Raw genomic sequence first — 17349 nt, 5'->3', positions numbered from 1 at the left:
TATGCTGTATCCCAGTGAAGAACTGCTTTATGCCCCGGTAGAGTGGCATGATTGCAGCGGTGATTTTGTCGATATTCTTTATCACAAATCGGTTGATGGTATCGCTAAAATCACTATTAATCGCCCTCAGGTACGTAACGCTTTCCGTCCACAAACGGTGAAAGAGATGATGCAGGCGCTGGAAAACGCTCGTTATGACGACGGTATCGGCACTGTTATTCTGACAGGCGCGGGGGATAAAGCGTTTTGTTCTGGTGGCGACCAGAAAGTCCGTGGCGACTACGGTGGTTATCAGGATGACAGTGGTGTTCACCATCTGAATGTGCTGGATTTTCAGCGCCAGATTCGAACCTGTCCAAAACCCGTGGTGGCAATGGTCGCCGGTTACTCCATCGGTGGCGGGCATGTGCTGCATATGATGTGCGACCTGACCATTGCGGCTGAAAATGCCATTTTCGGCCAGACCGGTCCGCGAGTGGGATCGTTTGATGGTGGATGGGGGGCATCGTACATGGCGCGCATCGTCGGTCAGAAAAAGGCCCGTGAAATTTGGTTTCTGTGCCGTCAGTATGATGCGCAGCAAGCGCTGGACATGGGGCTGGTCAATACGGTGGTTCCGTTGGCTGAACTGGAAAAAGAGACCGTGCGCTGGTGTCGTGAAATGCTGCAAAACAGCCCAATGGCGTTGCGTTGCCTGAAAGCGGCATCGAATGCGGACTGTGATGGTCAGGCCGGATTACAGGAACTGGCGGGTAATGCCACCATGCTGTTCTATATGACGGATGAAGGACAGGAAGGTCGTAACGCCTTCAACGAAAAACGGCAGCCTGATTTCAGCAAATTCCGGCGGAATCCATAATGCGTAAGGTAACTCTCTATCGTTACAGCGTGCCGATGGATGCCGGCGTCGTGCTGCGTAACCAGCGTCTGAAAACCCGTGACGGATTAATTGTTTGCCTGCAACAGGATGGACAGCAGGGCTGGGGTGAAATTGCGCCTCTGCCGCAGTTCAGTATCGAAACGCTGGCCGAAGCGGAAGCAGCAATTCTTGAGCAGTTACCGCGGTGGCTGGCCGGTGACAGTGTGTCTGACTCGTTACCGCCGTCTGTCGCTTTCGGACTGAGCTGTGCGTTGGCGGAGCTGTCGCAGCAGTTACCCATCGAGGCGGACTACCGTAAAGTGCCATTGTGCAGCGGTGATCCGGACGAGTTATTTGCCATGTTGCAAGGGTTGCCGGGCGACAAAGTGGCCAAGGTCAAAGTCGGATTGTATGAAGCGGTACGTGACGGCATGGTGGTCAGCGTATTGCTGGAGGCGTTGCCTGATCTCTCGTTGCGTTTGGATGCTAACCGTAGTTGGACACGGACCAAGGCTGATGGCTTTGCCCGTTATGTCTCCCCAGAACTGCGTTCACGGATTGCGTTTCTGGAAGAGCCTTGCAAAACCCGTGACGAGTCTCGTGATTTTGCGCTGACAACCGGGATCAATATTGCCTGGGATGAAAGCGTGCGCGAGGCGGACTTTCAAGTGGAAGCTGAACCGGGCGTTAGCGCCATTATTATTAAGCCAACCCTGATTGGCAGTATCGCTCGCTGCCAGCAACTGGTACATCAGGCCCATCAGGCAGGATTAACGGCGGTCATCAGTTCCAGTATCGAATCTAGTCTGGGATTGACACAACTGGCGCGCCTGGCAGGGTGGCTAACGCCATTGACCATACCGGGACTCGACACACTGGATCTGATGCAGGCACAGATTGTCCGCCGTTGGCCTGATAGTGCGTTGCCGTTACTGGATGTCGGCCAACTGGACGTGGTATGGCAATTTTGAATGACTGGCCCTGGCACGTCTGGGCTGGTCGCTGTCCACAAGCGACGGCGTTGATCGTTGAGGATACGGACTGGAACTGGCAGCAGTTGGCCGGGTATCTTGATGATCTCTCAGCTAATTTTGTGCAGCAGGGCGTTGCCCCAGGCTGTGGTGTGGCGCTGCGAGGAAAAAACAGCAGTGAGATACTGTTGTGTTATCTGGCCCTGCTGCAATGTGGGGCGCGATTGTTGCCGCTCAATCCACAACTGCCTAATGTCTTGACCGATGAACTGTTGACCGCGCTGAATATCGATTTTGCGCTTTGCCTGAAAAACCAATCCTGGCCTGCTGGTATCAGGCGACTCCACCTAACAACATCAGTAGTACACCAACCGCCATCCAGGCTGGAGTGGCAATCGCAGCGATTTGCCACGATGACGCTAACGTCTGGATCGAGTGGCATGCCCAAAGCGGCGGTACATCACTATGCTGCGCATCTGGCCAGTGCGGAAGGTGTGTTACAACTGATGCCGTTCGGGCCGGGCGAGCGCTGGTTATTATCGTTACCGCTGTTTCATGTTTCCGGTCAGGGCATTGTCTGGCGTTGGCTGGTGGCTGGCGCGACGCTGGTGGTACGACCTTCCCGGCCATTACCTGCGGCATTGCGGGGTTGTACCCATGCTTCGCTGGTGCCTACCCAACTGTGGCGTCTGTTGTCGCAGGACGAGAGACCGCAAACATTGAAAAACGTGTTGTTGGGCGGCGCGATGATCCCACCATCACTGACGCAGCAGGCCGAGGCACAAGGGATTCGCTGCTGGTGTGGCTATGGCCTGACCGAGCTGGCTTCCACTGTTTGTGCCAAGCGTGCGGATGGGCGTCCTGGTGTGGGGAGTGTACTGGCAGCTCGGGAAATCCGCTTGCTCAACGAAGAGATTTTACTGCGCGGTAGCAGCCTGGCATCGGGCTACTGGCGCGATGGTCGGTTAATCCCGCTAACTGATGAGGATGGCTGGTTCCATACTCGCGATCGTGGCTGTCGGGAACAGGATGAGTGGCGTATTCTCGGGCGGTTGGATAATCAGTTTTTTAGTGCCGGAGAGGGGATCCAGCCTGAAGATGTGGAAGCGGTGCTGTTGCGACATCCTGCCGTTGAATATGCGTGTGTGGTGCCAGTGGATGATGAGGAGTTCGGCCATCGGCCAGTAGCCGTTGTGGCAGTGGCAGCAGAAGTGGCGCTGGAAAGTCTGCGTGATTGGTTGTCACCGCAGTTGGCCGGATTTCAGCGCCCGATAGCTTACTACCATCTACCTCTGGAATTAAAAACCGGCGGCATTAAAATTTCCCGTCAGCAAGTGAAAACCTGGGTGCAGCGGCAACGAGTATCATGCGGCTGACACGGCGTATATTCATGTGGGCGAATATGCCGCTCTGAACGGCAATGGCCCATAAATTCAGATAGCCTCGACAAGGCTATCGTGGCATGTTTTATGTGCGTTTAATCTACTGTTTTAAGGATTTTCATAATGAAAAAGTTCGTGATTGCCTGTGCAGGGAGCCTGCTGCTTGCCACAGCATCGGCTCAGGCCGTCAGTGTTTCTGGCGAAGCTGGCCGTGATTATGTGGGAGCTAGCGCCGGGTTTGGACTGCCAGTCCCTGGGCTGTCCGGAAATGTGGGTTGGGGACATAATAGCGATCACAGTAATGACTCCTACAGCCTGGGGCTAGGTTACACATTTAGTCTGAGTAATGCCTCTTTGACCGTGGGAGCGAAAGGGGTGTATATGAACCAGAACCATTTTGACGATGGTTATGGTGTTGCGCTGGGCGGTGGGTTGCAGATACCGTTGAACAGTTCATTCTCGCTTTATGGTGAGGGTTATTATTCACCGGATGCGTTCTCCAGCCATGTTGATCATTATGTGGAAGCCAAAGCCGGGGTGCGTTGGCAGGTATTCCGTCCGTTGTCTGTTGATGTCGGTTATCGTTATATCAATATGGCGTCGGGTGAAAGTGATAATGATAATAAAGTTGCCGATACTGCATATGTGGGGCTGGGCCTGAGTTTTTAACGCAGTACAGCGAAGATTGCGAAAAAAGGGAGGGCTAATTGCTCACCCTTTTTTTGTATCTGCCAACCAACTGAAGAGTAGTGGTTTTTTTACGGGGCACCATTCTCCCTGGTGTTTTCATCAATAATTAAAACAAGCGTTGTATTTGAACCGGTGACTTTTTAAAGTGACTGAAAACCATCATGGGGAATAGCGAATGCTTAGGGTTGAGATGCTGTGTACGGGGGATGAAGTGCTGCATGGTCAGATTGTGGATACCAATGCGGCGTGGCTGGCGGACTATTTGTTCCAGCAGGGACTACCGATGTCGAGCCGTATGACGGTGGGAGATGATCTTGACGCGCTAGTCACCGCGCTGACCCAGCGGAGCCAGTTTGCCGATGTACTGATTGTCAACGGTGGACTGGGGCCGACCAGCGATGATTTGAGTTCACTTGCCGCGGCTACGGCTGCTGGTGAAACGCTGGTCGAACATCCAGGGTGGATTGCCCGAATGGAAGCGTTTTTTACCGAACGGAGCCGGGTAATGGCACCCAGCAACCGCAAGCAGGCACAGATCCCGGCTAGCGCCGAACTGGTGGATAATCCGGTGGGAACCGCTTGTGGCTTTGCCCTGGCGCTAAATCAGTGCCTGATGTTTTTTACTCCGGGCGTGCCATCTGAATTTAAAGTGATGGTAGAACAACAAATTATGCCGCGACTGCGGCAGCGTTTTGAGGTGGTTGATGCGCCGTTGTGTCTGCGTTTAACCACTTTTGGTCGTTCTGAAAGTGATCTTGCCAACCAGTTGGATGGTTTGCCGTTGCCCGAAGGATCGGTGCTGGGTTATCGCTCGTCTATGCCGATTATTGAACTGAAGCTGACCGGGCCGGCGTCGCAGCGGCATGCGATGGAAACCGTATGGGAGCAGGTGCGTCAGGTTGCCGGTGAAAATATGGTTTTTGAAGGGACGGAAGGATTACCGGCACAGTTGGCTCGCCGGTTGGATGAGCGTCAACTGTGTGTGGCAGTCAGTGAGCAGTTTACCGCAGGATTGCTTAACTGGCAGTTGCAGTCAGCCAATGTCCCGTTGGCGGGAGGAGAGTTATTGACCACGAAAAGCCAGCCTGATCTGCCATTTCTGGCGGAGCAGACCCGCCAACTGGCTGCCCGTCATAACGCACCACTGGCACTACATATAGGGGCGTTACAGGATGATCGATTGTCAATGGCGTTACACACGCCGGACGGCACTTTTGCCCAGACCATTCAGTTTACTGTTCAGCGCCATAGTCTGAAAATCCATCAGGAAGTGGTAGCGATGCTGGCGATGAATATGATGCGTCGATGGTTAAATGGCTGGTCGGTATATGGTGGCCACGGTTGGATCACGGTACTGGAGACGCTGTAAAACAGTATCAGTGTTTGCTCGGAGGTCGGTGATAGGTCTTGATCTGGTGTAACTCCCGGCCCGCATGCTGAACCCGCCATTGCGGCGGGTTTTTATCGTCAGGGATTAGTACAGCATAGAGTACAGTTGGCGGCGATAGCGGGCAGCCAGCGCATCCCCAGTTCCTAATGCTGCCATGATGTCCATCAGGGTTTTACGTGCGCTACCGTCAGCGGCCGACAGATCTTTTTTCAGCACATTCATCAGCAATTCCAGGGCTTCTTCGTTTCGCCCGACCTGATGCAGTTGCAGCCCCAATTGCACCACCAACTCCGCATTATCCGGATCAGCGTCCAATTGTTGTTGTAACAGCTGAATTTCCGGCGTATCTGCTGCCTGTTTCATCAATTCTATTTTTGCCACCAGACCGTGATAGCGGGAATCCTGATCCTGTAACGGGATTTTGGCCAGCACCGCTTCCGCGTCTTCAGCTCGATTAAGCTGAATCTGTACTTCAGCCAGTAGCAGCGCGATGTCGCTACGCTTTGGATCCAATTGCCAGGCGTGTTTCAGCAACGGCATCGCTTCCGGCAGTTTGCCTTCCTGAATCAATTGCTGGGCTTCAGCCGTTTTCAGATCTTCTTCTCTTGGCAGCACGCGTAGCAGCAATTCGCGGATAGCCTCTTCTGGCTGCGGTCCTTGTAAACCATCTACCGGCTGACCATCTTTAAATAAATACAGGGTAGGGATGGCACGTAATCCGAACTGGGCGGCCACGCGTTGTTCTGCATCACAGTCAACTTTGGCCAGCGTAAACTGGCCGGCATACTCGCGGGCCAGTTTGTCCAGCACCAGCCCCAGTTCCTGACAGTGCTGGCTATGGGCAGACCAGAAATAAAACAGCACCGGCGCATTCATGGATTGTTCCAGCACCTGATGCAGATTGGTTTCGTTAATTTCAATAACGTTGGCGTGTTGTTCTGGCATGGAATTCTCTCTTATCCGTTTCAATTAGTTATGGGGGACAAATGCCACCATTTCAAGCCCGTATCAGGAACGGGTGCGTAACAGGTGATCCAGCGCACGTCCGGGGAGCAAGCGCCGTAACCATGAAAGCGCATAGGCTATTAGCGTCACCGGATAACGTAACTTGGGGTGCGAGCTTTCCAGTGCATGCTGCAATTTGGGCAGCACGGCTTCTGGCGGTAAGGTAAAACGTCTGGCAATGCCGGGATTGGTCACCGGTTTGTCGGTTTGAGTCTGGCTGACATTGTCTGTGAAACGCGTAGCCAGTGGACCGGGTTCAATCAGTGATACGTGAAGGCCGCTGCCATACAACTCCATACGCAATGCATCAGACCAGGCTTCCAGCGCATATTTACTGGCAGCATAGGCACCGCGGCCAGGCGTTACTACCAATCCCATTACCGAGCTGGTCTGGATGATCCGTCCTTCGCCGTATGGCAGCATGGCGGGGAGCAACAGTTGTGTCAATTGATGGGTGCCGAACAGATTACTGGAAAACTGTTGTTCCAACTGCTGGCGTGAAAGGGTGCTGAGCGGTCCGTATAAGCCATAACCGGCGTTATTGAACAGCGCGTAAAGCCGGTTATCGGTCAAAGTTATCACCTGGGCCGCCGCCCGTTCCACGCTGTCTGGGTCATCCAGATCGAGTTCGATACCTTCCAGGCCCAGCGTAGTCATCCGGACAACATCTTCCGACCGCCGACAAGCAGCCAACACCCGATAACCGCGCTGTTGCAGATACTGCGCCGCAATCAGACCGATGCCGCTGGAACAGCCGGTAATTAAAACCGCTTTTTGCATAACTTTACCTAACTAAAAGCCCTAAATATCAGGAGCCGTGTTTAACTAATGGTTTTAGCTGTTTTGCCATCCAGTCAGCGATAAAAGGCTGCGCATCGCGGGTCGGATGAATACCGTCTTCCTGAATCCATTCCGGTTTCAGGTAAACCTGCTCCATAAAAAAGGGCAGCAAAGGAATATTAAACCGTTTGGATAAACGAGGATAAACAGCGCTGAACGATTCGGTATAGCGTCGTCCGTAGTTGGTTGGCAAGCGGATTTGCATCAGCAATGGCTCTATTTTCGCTTCTTTGACCCGTGTAATAATCCGCGCGAGATCCTTTTCCAGATTTTGTGGTGGAAAACCACGCAAGCCGTCGTTGCCGCCCAATTCTATCAGTACCCAGCGTGGTTGGTGTTGCCGTAGTAATGCCGGCAGTCGCGCCAGCCCCTGAGCAGCGGTATCACCGCTGATGCTGGCATTGATAATTTTTACACCATCTGGTGCGTTTTGCCATTTTTGATTCAGCAACGCGGGCCAGGCCGTGGCGGCCGGTATACGATAGCCAGCACTCAGGCTATCGCCCAGCACTAATAGCGTATTGGCCGCCAGAGCACGTACACTGAGTAATACCAGAAGCAAAAGGACGAGAAAATGCCAGCGGAAAACATTCTTGAAGTTCATCATCTTGGTAAACACGTTGGTCAAGGGGAACACCAGCTCTCAATCCTCACCGGAGTTGAGCTGGTTGTCAAACCTGCGCAGACGATTGCCTTGATTGGTGAGTCGGGTTCCGGTAAATCGACCCTGTTGGGTATTCTGGCCGGACTTGATGATGGTAGTGAAGGTGAAGTCTCGCTAATGGGGCAATCGCTGAACCAACTGGACGAGGAAGGGCGCGCCGCACTACGCGCCAAAGACGTCGGATTTGTGTTTCAATCCTTTATGCTGGTGCCGACACTGAATGCGCTGGAGAATGTGCAATTGCCCGCTTTGTTGCGTGGGGAAAGTGACCGACAGAGTCGTGAGCAAGCTGAACAATTACTGCAACAGCTGGGTTTGGGTGGCCGACTGCACCATCTGCCAGCTCAGCTTTCCGGCGGAGAACAACAACGGGTGGCGTTGGCGAGAGCGTTCAGCGGTCGTCCTGGCGTGCTGTTTGCCGATGAGCCGACCGGCAATCTGGATCGCAAAACCGGTGAACGCATCGCCGATCTGCTGTTTTCCCTCAACCGTGACTATGCAACCACCTTGATCTTGGTGACCCACGATGAACAACTTGCCGCACGTTGTGAACGCCGCTTGCATCTGCTGGATGGAAAATTATGGGAGGAGGAATGATTTGGCGATGGTTCTGGCGTGAATGTCGTTCTCCTTCATTACTGATTGTCTGGCTGGCACTGACATTAGCGGTCGCCTGTGTGTTGGCGCTGGGTATGATCAGCGATCGGATGGAGAAAGGGCTGAATCAGCAGAGCCGGGATTTTCTGGCCGGTGATCGCGTGTTGCGTGCTTCGCATCCTGTGGACGAATCCTGGTTACAGTATGCCCGGCAGCAGGGCTTGACCGTCAGCCGACAGATTTCTTTCATGACTATGACCTACGCTGGAGACACGGCACAACTGGCACAGGTCAAGGCCGTTGATGGACGTTATCCGTTGTATGGTGAGTTACTGACTAAGCCACCACAATTGCGTGTGACACCTGGTTCGGTATTGGTCGCGCCACGATTGCTGGCATTACTGAATATTAAGGTCGGTGACTCACTGGATGTGGGTGATACCTCGTTGCGTATTGCCGGGGAGCTGATTCAGGAACCGGATGCGGGATTTAATCCCTTTCAGATGGCTCCCCGCATCCTGATAAATATGGCCGATGTGGAAAAGACCGGTGCCGTTCAGCCGGGCGGACGTATCACCTGGCGTTACATGTTTGCCGGTAATTCGCAACAAATCAGCCGATTGGGTGATTTTATCCAGCCGCAACTAAAGCCGGATCAACGCTGGTATGGCATGGAGGATTCGCCAGGCGCACTGAGCCAGTCCTTAAAACGTTCCCAACAATTCCTGTTGTTATCCGCGCTGCTGACGTTACTGCTGTCTATCGCCGCAGTGGCTGTCGCCATGAGTCATTATTGCCGCAGTCGTTATGATCTGGTGGCGATCCTGAAAACCCTGGGGGCTGGACGCCAGGCTTTGCGGCGGCTAATCATCGGGCAATGGTTGTCTGTACTTGCTCTGTCCGCCATCGGTGGCTGTCTGCTGGGGCTGCTCTTTGAAGCCGCGCTGGTAAAAATGCTGGCACCAGTGTTGCCTGCGACGTTACCCCCCTCTGGGCTATGGCCGTGGGGATGGGCACTGGGTACGCTGGTTCTAATTTCATTGTTGGTGGGATTCCGCCCGTATCGGCTGTTATTGGCGACCCCGCCATTGCGGGTGCTGCGGCAGGATATTGTGGTTAACCTGTGGCCATTGCGCTACTACCTGCCCGTGGTGGCGGCCATTGTTGTCAGCCTGCTGGTGTTGATTTCCGGTGGGAGTTCGCTGTTATGGTCTCTGCTGGGCGGGATGGCGGTGTTGTCGCTGCTGCTGGCCGCCATTGGCTGGGGTAGCCTGTTGCTGCTACGCCGCATAACGCTAAAACAGCTGGCGTTACGTTTGGCTATCAATCGTTTGTTGCGGCAACCGTGGGCGACGGCCAGTCAACTGGCCGCATTTTCCCTCTCTTTTATGCTGTTGGCGTTGTTACTGTTACTGCGTGGGGATTTGTTGGCGCGTTGGCAGCAGCAATTGCCGCCCGATAGCCCGAATTATTTTGTGCTGAATATCACGACGGAACAGGTGCCGACGGTTAAAACGTTTCTTGAACAACACCAGGTGACGCCGGGAATCTTTTATCCGATAGTCCGTGCCCGTCTGACGGAAATTAACGGGAAAGTGGCCACTGAACTGATCCGTGAGGATGCGCCAGGGGGCGAAACGGTTAACCGGGAGTTGAATTTGACCTGGCTACCGGTGTTACCGGATCACAATCCACTGCTGGCGGGGCGTTGGACATCGCAACCGGGTGAAGTCTCTGTGGAGCAGGGCGTAGCAAACCGGTTGGGTATCAAACTGGGTGATACGCTGACGTTTACCGGCGACACTCAGCCATTCAGCGCTAAAGTCACCAGTTTCCGTCAGGTGGACTGGGAAAGTATGCGCCCCAATTTTTTCTTTATTTTCCCACTCGGCGTACTGGATAACCAGCCACAGTCCTGGCTGACCAGTTTTCATCATGAGGATAATGACAATCTGATTACGCAACTGAACCGACGGTTTCCGACATTGAGTGTGCTGGATATTGGCACGATTCTGCGACAGGTCGGGCAGGTGTTGCAGCAAGTCAGTCAGGCGCTGGAGATTATGGTCGTGCTGGTGATTTTCTGCGGCGTTCTGCTGTTGTTGGCTCAGATTCAGGTGGGGATGCGTCAGCGCCGTCAGGAACTGATGGTCTATCGCACTCTCGGCGCAGGGCTGCGTCTGCTGCGCACCACGTTGTGGTGCGAATTCGCTGTATTGGGGCTGGTATCTGGTATCGCGGCGGCATTGGGTGCTGAAATGGCGTTGTGGTTATTGCAGCGCAAGGTCTTTGATTTTCCGTGGCAACCCAATCTGTGGTTGTGGGTCGGACTACCGCCACTCAGTGCGCTGCTGCTTTCTCTGTGTGGCGGTTGGTTGGGGCTGCGGTTGTTACGGGGTAAGGCGCTATTCCGACATTACTCGGCATGAATAGCTCATTATTGCCGCTATGCGCGCTTCGTCATCAAACTCAAACCTGCATTATCCTGATAATGCAGGCTAGATAATCAGCTTTGCCGCTTAGAAATCGACGCTGGCACGCAATACCACTTCCCGGGGTTCACCGATGGCAATCCGCAGGTTGTTGCCACTGGATGGATAATAGGTTTTATCAAACAGGTTTTTCAGGTTAAGTTGCCATTTCACTTTGTACCCTTTTACCGGCATGCTGTAAGACACGAAGGCATCGGCAACCGTGTAGGCATCCAGATAGAAACTGTTGGCGGCATCACCGGGACGACGCCCGACATAATGCGCACCGATGCCGGCCCGCAGATTGTCACCGGCATGCAGACCGAGTGTTCCGAAATCCTGCGTCAGAAACAGTGATGCGGTGTGGCGCGCCACGTTGGTCATTTCATTGCCTTGATTTTCTGGATCGGACGTAACGCGGGCATCGGTGTAAGCATAAGAACCGATCAGGCTCAGCGAGTTCGTCAGTTTCCCCGCCATATCCACTTCAATACCTTGAGAACGGACTTTACCGGCGGTACGGGTGACGGTTTCGCCGTCCACCAGTTCACTGACCATGACGTTGCGCTTCTGGATATCAAACAGGGCCAGATTCCCGGTGATGCGATTGGGGAGATCCAGTTTGGCACCGATTTCGTAAGATTTACCGTATTCTGGCGCCAGTGCACCAATTTGTGTGGAAGTTGATGAGTTGGGCTTGAAGGATTCGCTATAGCTGACGTAGAGCGAAGAATAAGAGGTCAGGTTATAAATAATGCCGGTACGGGGTACCAGTCGGCTGTCTGAACTATCGGTGTTGGTGACAAATGGGCGGCCTTTCCCAGCCATGACATCGAAACTGTCATAGCGCACTCCACCCAACAACAGCCAGTGATCATTGAGGCGCATGGCATCCTGCATCAACACACCTGTGCTGTCTATATTTTCACGCTGGTCGCTGTCTGAATCACTGACGGTGGTCGATGCCGGTAACAGCCCATACACCGGGTCAAAGACGTTAAAACCACCTACCGCTGTGCTGCGAAGCATATCGCCACGGTATGTGCGATCTGCTTCGTGATCGACACCAAACAGCAACTGATGGTTCACCGATCCCCAGTCAATATCACCGTTCAGGGTCAACTGTACTACTTGTGCCTGACTACGGGCATTAGCAGTGGAATCCGCACGACGGGTTAACATGCCGGTATTGGCGTTGTATTTTGTGGCGCGGGCCTGATTATCATTGTAACGATTACGACTGTAAGAATAGGTCATGCTACTTTTCCAGCGGTCGTTGAGGGTGCGATCCACCTGAAACGTAATGGTGTCCTGATCACCCCGGGTTGCGTTATAGCTTTCATCAAAACGGCGCTCTCGCGGAGTATTGACCGGCTTGCCGGTGCGACTGTCGATAACGGTGCCACGGTCAAATGGGGTCAGATATTCCATGTGCTCATAGGCCACACGTATCGTGGTATTCTCGCCATACCACATTAACGACGGAGCAATAGTCGTCTGACGGTTACGGCCGAAATTACGCCAATAGTCCGTTTCATCATGGTCAACCAGCATACGGTACGCCAAGCCGGAAGTACCTAACGGACCGGTGACGTCCAACTGACCGCCACCGCCATTAAAGCTGCTGCCCCAGCCCTCTACATGTGTTTTTTGCACCAGTTGTGGTTTTTTGCTGATGATATTGATCATCCCGCCGGGGTCCCCCATGCCGTACAGCATTGACGCCGGTCCTTTTAGAACCTCGACCTGCTCCGTGGTAGGCGTGAAATTACGGGCCTGAATAGAGCGAACACCATCGCGTAGAATAGAACCGTCGCGGTTATCACCAAAACCGCGTTTCATCAGCGCATCCTGCGTACCGCCCAGTGTATTGGCCTGAGTGATGCCGCTGACGTTATACAGCGCCTCATCAATATTCCGCACCGCCTGATCCTGCAAAACCTGCTGCTGCACGACGTTAACCGCTTGCGGGACATCCAGAAGACGGCTTTCGGTGCGGGTTCCCGTCACCGTTTTGTGTGGCTGATAATCGCTTTCCGCCTGCTTATCGGTGCCGATTTCACTAGTGACGACCAATGTATCGTCCTGTGTTGTGGCTAGTGTGTAAAAAGGCAGCATGGCCAATAGCGGCCAGCCTCCGCGCGATAATCGCTTATTCATGTGGTAGATGACTCCAATAATTCCCTGAAAAACCAATAGGTAAGAACTGCTGATAAAGTTGTTTTAAGGTAAGCTGCGGATCGATATCGTTAAATAGATCGGGGTAGAGCGCTTTGGCGAACATCTCTACCATCACGACGTGATAAGGGCTGAGGTAAAAATTATGCCACATGCTCCAGGCCCGGCCGTTTTTCACCGCACCAAGCTGCGAGAGCAATGGATCTCGTTGGATCAATGTACTGAAGCTTGTCTGTGCCTGTTTTGCTGTAACCAACGGTCCGAGCATCAGACCTGAGTTGCCTTTTCCTCCGGGTCCAGCCATGCCAGTGGCAATATAGACGTCGGGTTTGGCCGCCAGAACCTGCTCTGGACTGAGCTGACCATAAACGGTAGTGATAATGCCACTGGCGATATTGTCTCCGCCGGCAAAACGCAGCAGATCGCCAAGGTTGCCGCCTACTGCGGTGGTACAACAGGTATTGCGGCGACCAAGATGCAAATGCAACATGACGGTGGTTCTCTTGCCGTGATACTGGCTGATGCGTTGACGAACTTTATCCATATGCTGTTGATAAAAACGGCTGAACGTCGCCGCTCGTTCTGGTTGGTTTAGCACCTCTCCCAACAGGTGAATGCTGGGCAGGGTGTTATTGAGCAGATCGATTCGCAGATCGACGTAAATAAAGGGGATTCCGGCTTGATTCAGTACCTGTTGCAGTGTCTGTTCGTTGTCGGAACCTTTTGCCAGCCGCGGTAGAATGACCAGATCAGGTTTCAGCTGTAGTAGCATTTCGGCATTAAGGGCATTGGGATTGCCATTACCTAATCGGGGAATGTTGGCTATTTCGGGGAATTTTTCTGTATAGAGCCGCCAGCTTTGCGCATCGTAGCGTGCCATATCGTTTGGCCATCCCACTATATGTTTGGCAGGATTTCCTGGTTCTATCAGCGCCAGCGTATAGAGCATCCGACTTTCACCCAGCACAATACGTTGTGGATTGTCGGGAATAGCAACCTGACGACCTAATATATCGGTAACGGTTTTCGCCAGCGACGGTGTGCTACAAAGCAGTGATGAAATCAGTAGTAGGATGATGCGCATCAGTGTTTCCCATAATAATCAGGATGGGAAAGGTAATAATAATAATTATTATTTGCAACATAAGTAAAAAAGAACCAGAGGGGATAAAAATAAAAATATTTATATATCAGTATGATGACTAAATTTATGTAAATAATTAAATCTGCCGGATGGTGGCAGTGAGATATTCTTCAAGTGAAATCAGGCACTGAAATCATCTGATGACAGTATGAAAAGTCCTATTGTTGGGAGGAATTATGCTGATAGCCACGGCCAAAATGGCGTTCAAGCTTTCCTTGTAACAGCTCCAGTACCAGTGACATCAACCAATAGATAACCGCAGCTGTGCTCAGCATTTCCATATAGTGATAGGTACTACGTCCATACGACTGAGCCAGAAAGTTCAGTTCCCATAATCCCATCAGGGAAACCAACGAAGAATCTTTAATCATTGAAATAAACAGTGAACCGGCCTGGGGCACGATAATACGCAATGCCTGAGGCGCGATGACATGCGTGACGGTAATCCAGCGAGACAGCCCCAGCGCCATAGCGGCTTCTGTTTGCCCACGGGGAACGGCAATCACACCGCTACGGATGGTTTCTGCCAGATAAGCACCGTAATTAAGCGATAACGCAATGATACCGGAAGCAAATGCCCCTATCACGATGCCCACTTGTGGCAACGCCAGGTAAATAATCAACACCTGTACCAGCAACGGCGTGCCGCGAAACAGGGAAACGTAAAACGTCGCGCAGCCAAATGCCAGTGCGCTGGATGATAGACGTCCTGTGGCGGTAATAATGGCCAGAAGGGTGCAAAACAGCATGGAAATGACGGTGATGACGATGCTCAGTACCGCGCCTTGTATGAAACCATCCGGTGAGAGGTGCAGACCAAGCAGTGAAGGCAATTTTTGCCGGATAAGTCCGACATCCATGTTCAGGCTGGAAAACAGCCATAACAGCAGGCTCAGCAGCAATATCCAGGTCAGGCCGGTTCGCAGGCGAAATCCGATATTGCCGATATGTGGCGGTGCTACTGGTGCTGATGGGGTAGGGTTTTCCGTCTGAGGAGAGGGCGGCGGCATCATGGTGTAATCCGGGTAATATCTTCGCCGAACCAGTGTCGGGATATTTTTTCCAGCGTACCGTCTGCTCGCAGGGCGTTAATGGTATCGGCCAGCGTCTTACTCCATGCAGGGTCGCCTTTATCGATAGCGATCCAGTTGGGTTCGGCATACAGCTCCGCCACCATACGTAGCTGGGGCATGTGGGCAAGGCGGGCTTTGGCGGTGATACGATCGGAGATGACAGCATCCAGGCGTTTACCGGGGCCAAGTGCCAGGTTCTGAAAGGCTATTGCTTCATCCGTGGGGATGGCTTGAACATGATCAAACGGGAAAGCGATAGGCGCTGAACCGGGGATCACCAATGTTTTATTCAGGTAATTTTCATAGCTGGAACCCAGACCCAACCCGACTTTCTTATTGCTTAAGTCAGCGGCTGATTTGATGTTTTTTTCATCTTTATGCACGATTAACACGGCATAAGAACGGTAATAAGGTGCTGCGAAGTCCAGCATCTTGATGCGTTCAGCATTCGGTGTCATGGAACAGATACACATATCCCAACGACCCCGCCACTTACCGCCGACAATGGTTTCCCAACCGGGGGTGGCCAGTTCCAGTTTTACGCCCAGTTTTTGTGCCACGGCGTGGGCCACGTCAACATCGAAACCAACCAGTTGATTATTGTCATCAAGGTAACTGAACGGTGGATAATCATTAAACAACACATTGCGCACTACACCGGTCTGTTTTACCCGATCGAGCGTTTCACCCGCCCGTGATACGGTACCAAAGGTAAGGCACATCACTATGCTGAGAGCGAGTAATGCAAAAATTTTCTTCATCAGTATTCCCTACAAACCAGGATGCTAACCACTGAAAGTCCACTTTACAGGAAGGTTTCCGTCAACGGAAATCGGTAAAACCGCTATCTTATAACAGTAGATGACATGATCAACCGATGGGTTATATCGGAGGTGAGCATCGCCGATAACGTGGTTATCATGTCATGCCGGGAAGGTAAAACGTAAAAACGGTGAATATAATTCACGAAATGGGAATCCGTTTCCTATCAATGTGTTTCATCAATGTACTTACACCAGAATGGATCCCCGCTTGCGCAGGGATCTTCAGGTTAATGCCTGGTTGGCATTACCTTATTTCTTGCGTGCATATTTCAATGAATCCAGCGCTACGGCGAAAATAATAATGCTGCCCTTGATGATGTACTGCCAATATGGATTCACGCCGATGTAGGTCAACCCATAGTTGATGACGGTAAAAATGATCACCCCAGTGACGACGCCTGCAACCGTCCCCACACCACCGGTAAAGGACACGCCACCGACCACACACGCGGCGATAGCATCCAGTTCGTACATAAAGCCCAGGTTATTGGTCGCGCTGCCGATACGACCAGCTTCCAGCATGCCACCAAAGGCATAGAATGCGCCAGACAAGGCATATACCAGAATCAGATTTAATGGCACATTGACACCAGATACTTTTGCCGCTTCTGGATTACCGCCAATGGCGAAAATGTTTTTGCCAAAGCGGGTTTTATTCCACAACACCCAAACGAAAATAATGGCGATAATCGCGTAGAACGTAATATACGAGAGTTTCAAATCGCCAAATTTCAAAAACCCTTGAGTGAATGTTGAAAATTTCGAATCAAAGCCGGCAATGGGCGATGCACCAACAATATCGTAATAAAGCGAGTTAATCCCGTAGATGATAATCATGGTGCCAAGCGTGGTGATAAACGGCGTAACCTGTAAATAGGCAATAATCAATCCGTTAACTAAACCGATGATCGCGCCAATAACGCAGACAATCAGGATAACCAGCGGAATTGACATGGTTTCCATATGCGGAAACACCTTGTTGGCATTATCCATCGACTGTAACAACGTGGCGGCAACCACCGCCGCCAAACCAACCTGGCGTCCTGCTGATAGATCGGTTCCCTGTGTGACGATTAATCCTGCCACACCCAACGCGATAATAATGCGCACAGAAGATTGTGTCAGAATATTACTCAGATTAATTAAACTGAGGAAAGTTGGATCCTGGATAATAATAATTGCCAGTAGTGCCAGCAAAACAATATAAATGGCGCCCTCTTTTAACCAATTCAGCGCATTTTTTTTAGTAATAACGTTCATG

At 52.2% G+C, this 17349-nt stretch carries 15 protein-coding genes; 7 read left to right on the top strand and 8 right to left on the bottom strand.

Translation table 11 applies throughout. The annotated features are described in order from the left end of the window. Window position 1 precedes the first annotated feature (1 nt). The 5 genes from menB to RS889_RS16620 all read left to right on the top strand — a co-directional run bounded on the left by menB (window position 2) and on the right by RS889_RS16620 (window position 5271). Entirely contained in the window at window positions 2-859 is an 858-nt protein-coding gene (gene menB / locus RS889_RS16640) for a 1,4-dihydroxy-2-naphthoyl-CoA synthase (protein ID WP_315708065.1), read from the top strand. Beyond that, window positions 859-1830: an o-succinylbenzoate synthase gene (gene menC / locus RS889_RS16635; protein WP_315708064.1), complete on the top strand. Its 972-nt coding sequence runs from the start codon at window positions 859-861 to the stop codon at window positions 1828-1830. The genes menB and menC overlap by 1 nt, the downstream gene beginning before the upstream one ends. Beyond that, complete coding sequence (gene menE, locus RS889_RS16630; RefSeq protein WP_315708063.1) at window positions 1818-3206, top strand: o-succinylbenzoate--CoA ligase; 1389 nt, start codon at window positions 1818-1820, stop codon at window positions 3204-3206. The genes menC and menE overlap by 13 nt, the downstream gene beginning before the upstream one ends. A gap of 129 nt (window positions 3207-3335) precedes the next feature. Next, entirely contained in the window at window positions 3336-3881 is a 546-nt protein-coding gene (locus RS889_RS16625) for a YfaZ family outer membrane protein (protein WP_021015033.1), read from the top strand. Between the two features lie 196 nt (window positions 3882-4077). Next, the gene (locus RS889_RS16620) at window positions 4078-5271 is read left to right on the top strand and encodes a nicotinamide mononucleotide deamidase-related protein YfaY (protein ID WP_315708062.1); all 1194 of its coding nucleotides are present in this window, start codon (window positions 4078-4080) and stop codon (window positions 5269-5271) included. A 105-nt stretch (window positions 5272-5376) separates the two neighbouring features. Here RS889_RS16620 and RS889_RS16615 read toward each other — a convergent pair whose 3' ends face one another. The 3 genes from RS889_RS16615 to tesA all read right to left on the bottom strand — a co-directional run bounded on the left by RS889_RS16615 (window position 5377) and on the right by tesA (window position 7744). Then, complete coding sequence (locus RS889_RS16615) at window positions 5377-6237, bottom strand: co-chaperone YbbN (RefSeq protein WP_021015035.1); 861 nt, start codon at window positions 6235-6237, stop codon at window positions 5377-5379. A 63-nt stretch (window positions 6238-6300) separates the two neighbouring features. Continuing rightward, window positions 6301-7077 carry an SDR family oxidoreductase gene (locus RS889_RS16610; RefSeq protein WP_021015036.1) on the bottom strand — a complete coding sequence of 259 codons (777 nt, stop codon included), beginning with the start codon at window positions 7075-7077 and terminating at the stop codon, window positions 6301-6303. 28 nt (window positions 7078-7105) lie between these two features. After that, on the bottom strand, window positions 7106-7744 hold the full coding sequence (gene tesA, locus RS889_RS16605) for a multifunctional acyl-CoA thioesterase I/protease I/lysophospholipase L1 (RefSeq protein ID WP_315708061.1): 639 nt from the start codon (window positions 7742-7744) through the stop codon (window positions 7106-7108). Here tesA and ybbA point away from each other — a divergent pair. Continuing rightward, a complete protein-coding gene (ybbA, locus tag RS889_RS16600; RefSeq protein ID WP_021015038.1) occupies window positions 7712-8398 on the top strand; it encodes a putative ABC transporter ATP-binding protein YbbA in 687 nt (228 codons plus the stop codon). The genes tesA and ybbA overlap by 33 nt on opposite strands. Continuing rightward, complete coding sequence (gene ybbP / locus RS889_RS16595) at window positions 8395-10827, top strand: putative ABC transporter permease subunit YbbP (RefSeq protein WP_315708060.1); 2433 nt, start codon at window positions 8395-8397, stop codon at window positions 10825-10827. Before ybbA ends, ybbP begins: the two co-directional genes overlap by 4 nt. 90 nt (window positions 10828-10917) lie before the next feature. Here the strand turns inward: ybbP and RS889_RS16590 are convergent, their stop codons facing one another. The 5 genes from RS889_RS16590 to mglC form a co-directional block, all read right to left on the bottom strand. Then, entirely contained in the window at window positions 10918-13029 is a 2112-nt protein-coding gene (locus tag RS889_RS16590; RefSeq protein ID WP_315708059.1) for a TonB-dependent siderophore receptor, read from the bottom strand. Then, window positions 13022-14131: an ABC transporter substrate-binding protein gene (locus tag RS889_RS16585; RefSeq protein WP_315708058.1), complete on the bottom strand. Its 1110-nt coding sequence runs from the start codon at window positions 14129-14131 to the stop codon at window positions 13022-13024. The genes RS889_RS16590 and RS889_RS16585 overlap by 8 nt, the downstream gene beginning before the upstream one ends. 218 nt (window positions 14132-14349) lie before the next feature. Then, window positions 14350-15204: an amino acid ABC transporter permease gene (locus tag RS889_RS16580; protein WP_315708057.1), complete on the bottom strand. Its 855-nt coding sequence runs from the start codon at window positions 15202-15204 to the stop codon at window positions 14350-14352. Next, window positions 15201-16025: an ABC transporter substrate-binding protein gene (locus tag RS889_RS16575; RefSeq protein ID WP_315708056.1), complete on the bottom strand. Its 825-nt coding sequence runs from the start codon at window positions 16023-16025 to the stop codon at window positions 15201-15203. The genes RS889_RS16580 and RS889_RS16575 overlap by 4 nt, the downstream gene beginning before the upstream one ends. 312 nt (window positions 16026-16337) lie before the next feature. Continuing rightward, window positions 16338-17348 (bottom strand): galactose/methyl galactoside ABC transporter permease MglC, encoded by a 1011-nt coding sequence (mglC, locus tag RS889_RS16570; RefSeq protein WP_315708055.1) that lies wholly within the window; start codon window positions 17346-17348, stop codon window positions 16338-16340. Between the last annotated feature and the right edge of the window lies 1 nt (window position 17349).

It is taken from the genome of Brenneria uluponensis (assembly GCF_032395385.1).
Classification (GTDB): Bacteria; Pseudomonadota; Gammaproteobacteria; order Enterobacterales; family Enterobacteriaceae; genus Prodigiosinella; species Prodigiosinella aquatilis.
Note: the sequence above shows the minus strand (reverse complement) of the source record. Positions and strands in the feature narration are given on the sequence as shown.

Excerpts from the sequence above, each read along its gene's own strand:
- menB (WP_315708065.1), top strand. The coding sequence starts at position 2 with ATGCTGTATCCCAGTGAAGAACTGCTTTATGCCCCGGTAGAGTGGCAT.
- menC (WP_315708064.1), top strand. The coding sequence starts at position 859 with ATGCGTAAGGTAACTCTCTATCGTTACAGCGTGCCGATGGATGCCGGC.
- menE (WP_315708063.1), top strand. The coding sequence starts at position 1,818 with ATGGCAATTTTGAATGACTGGCCCTGGCACGTCTGGGCTGGTCGCTGT.
- RS889_RS16625 (WP_021015033.1), top strand. The coding sequence starts at position 3,336 with ATGAAAAAGTTCGTGATTGCCTGTGCAGGGAGCCTGCTGCTTGCCACA.
- RS889_RS16620 (WP_315708062.1), top strand. The coding sequence starts at position 4,078 with ATGCTTAGGGTTGAGATGCTGTGTACGGGGGATGAAGTGCTGCATGGT.
- RS889_RS16615 (WP_021015035.1), bottom strand. The coding sequence starts at position 6,237 with ATGCCAGAACAACACGCCAACGTTATTGAAATTAACGAAACCAATCTG.
- RS889_RS16610 (WP_021015036.1), bottom strand. The coding sequence starts at position 7,077 with ATGCAAAAAGCGGTTTTAATTACCGGCTGTTCCAGCGGCATCGGTCTG.
- ybbA (WP_021015038.1), top strand. The coding sequence starts at position 7,712 with ATGCCAGCGGAAAACATTCTTGAAGTTCATCATCTTGGTAAACACGTT.
- tesA (WP_315708061.1), bottom strand. The coding sequence starts at position 7,744 with ATGATGAACTTCAAGAATGTTTTCCGCTGGCATTTTCTCGTCCTTTTG.
- ybbP (WP_315708060.1), top strand. The coding sequence starts at position 8,395 with ATGATTTGGCGATGGTTCTGGCGTGAATGTCGTTCTCCTTCATTACTG.
- RS889_RS16590 (WP_315708059.1), bottom strand. The coding sequence starts at position 13,029 with ATGAATAAGCGATTATCGCGCGGAGGCTGGCCGCTATTGGCCATGCTG.
- RS889_RS16585 (WP_315708058.1), bottom strand. The coding sequence starts at position 14,131 with ATGCGCATCATCCTACTACTGATTTCATCACTGCTTTGTAGCACACCG.
- RS889_RS16580 (WP_315708057.1), bottom strand. The coding sequence starts at position 15,204 with ATGATGCCGCCGCCCTCTCCTCAGACGGAAAACCCTACCCCATCAGCA.
- RS889_RS16575 (WP_315708056.1), bottom strand. The coding sequence starts at position 16,025 with ATGAAGAAAATTTTTGCATTACTCGCTCTCAGCATAGTGATGTGCCTT.
- mglC (WP_315708055.1), bottom strand. The coding sequence starts at position 17,348 with ATGAACGTTATTACTAAAAAAAATGCGCTGAATTGGTTAAAAGAGGGC.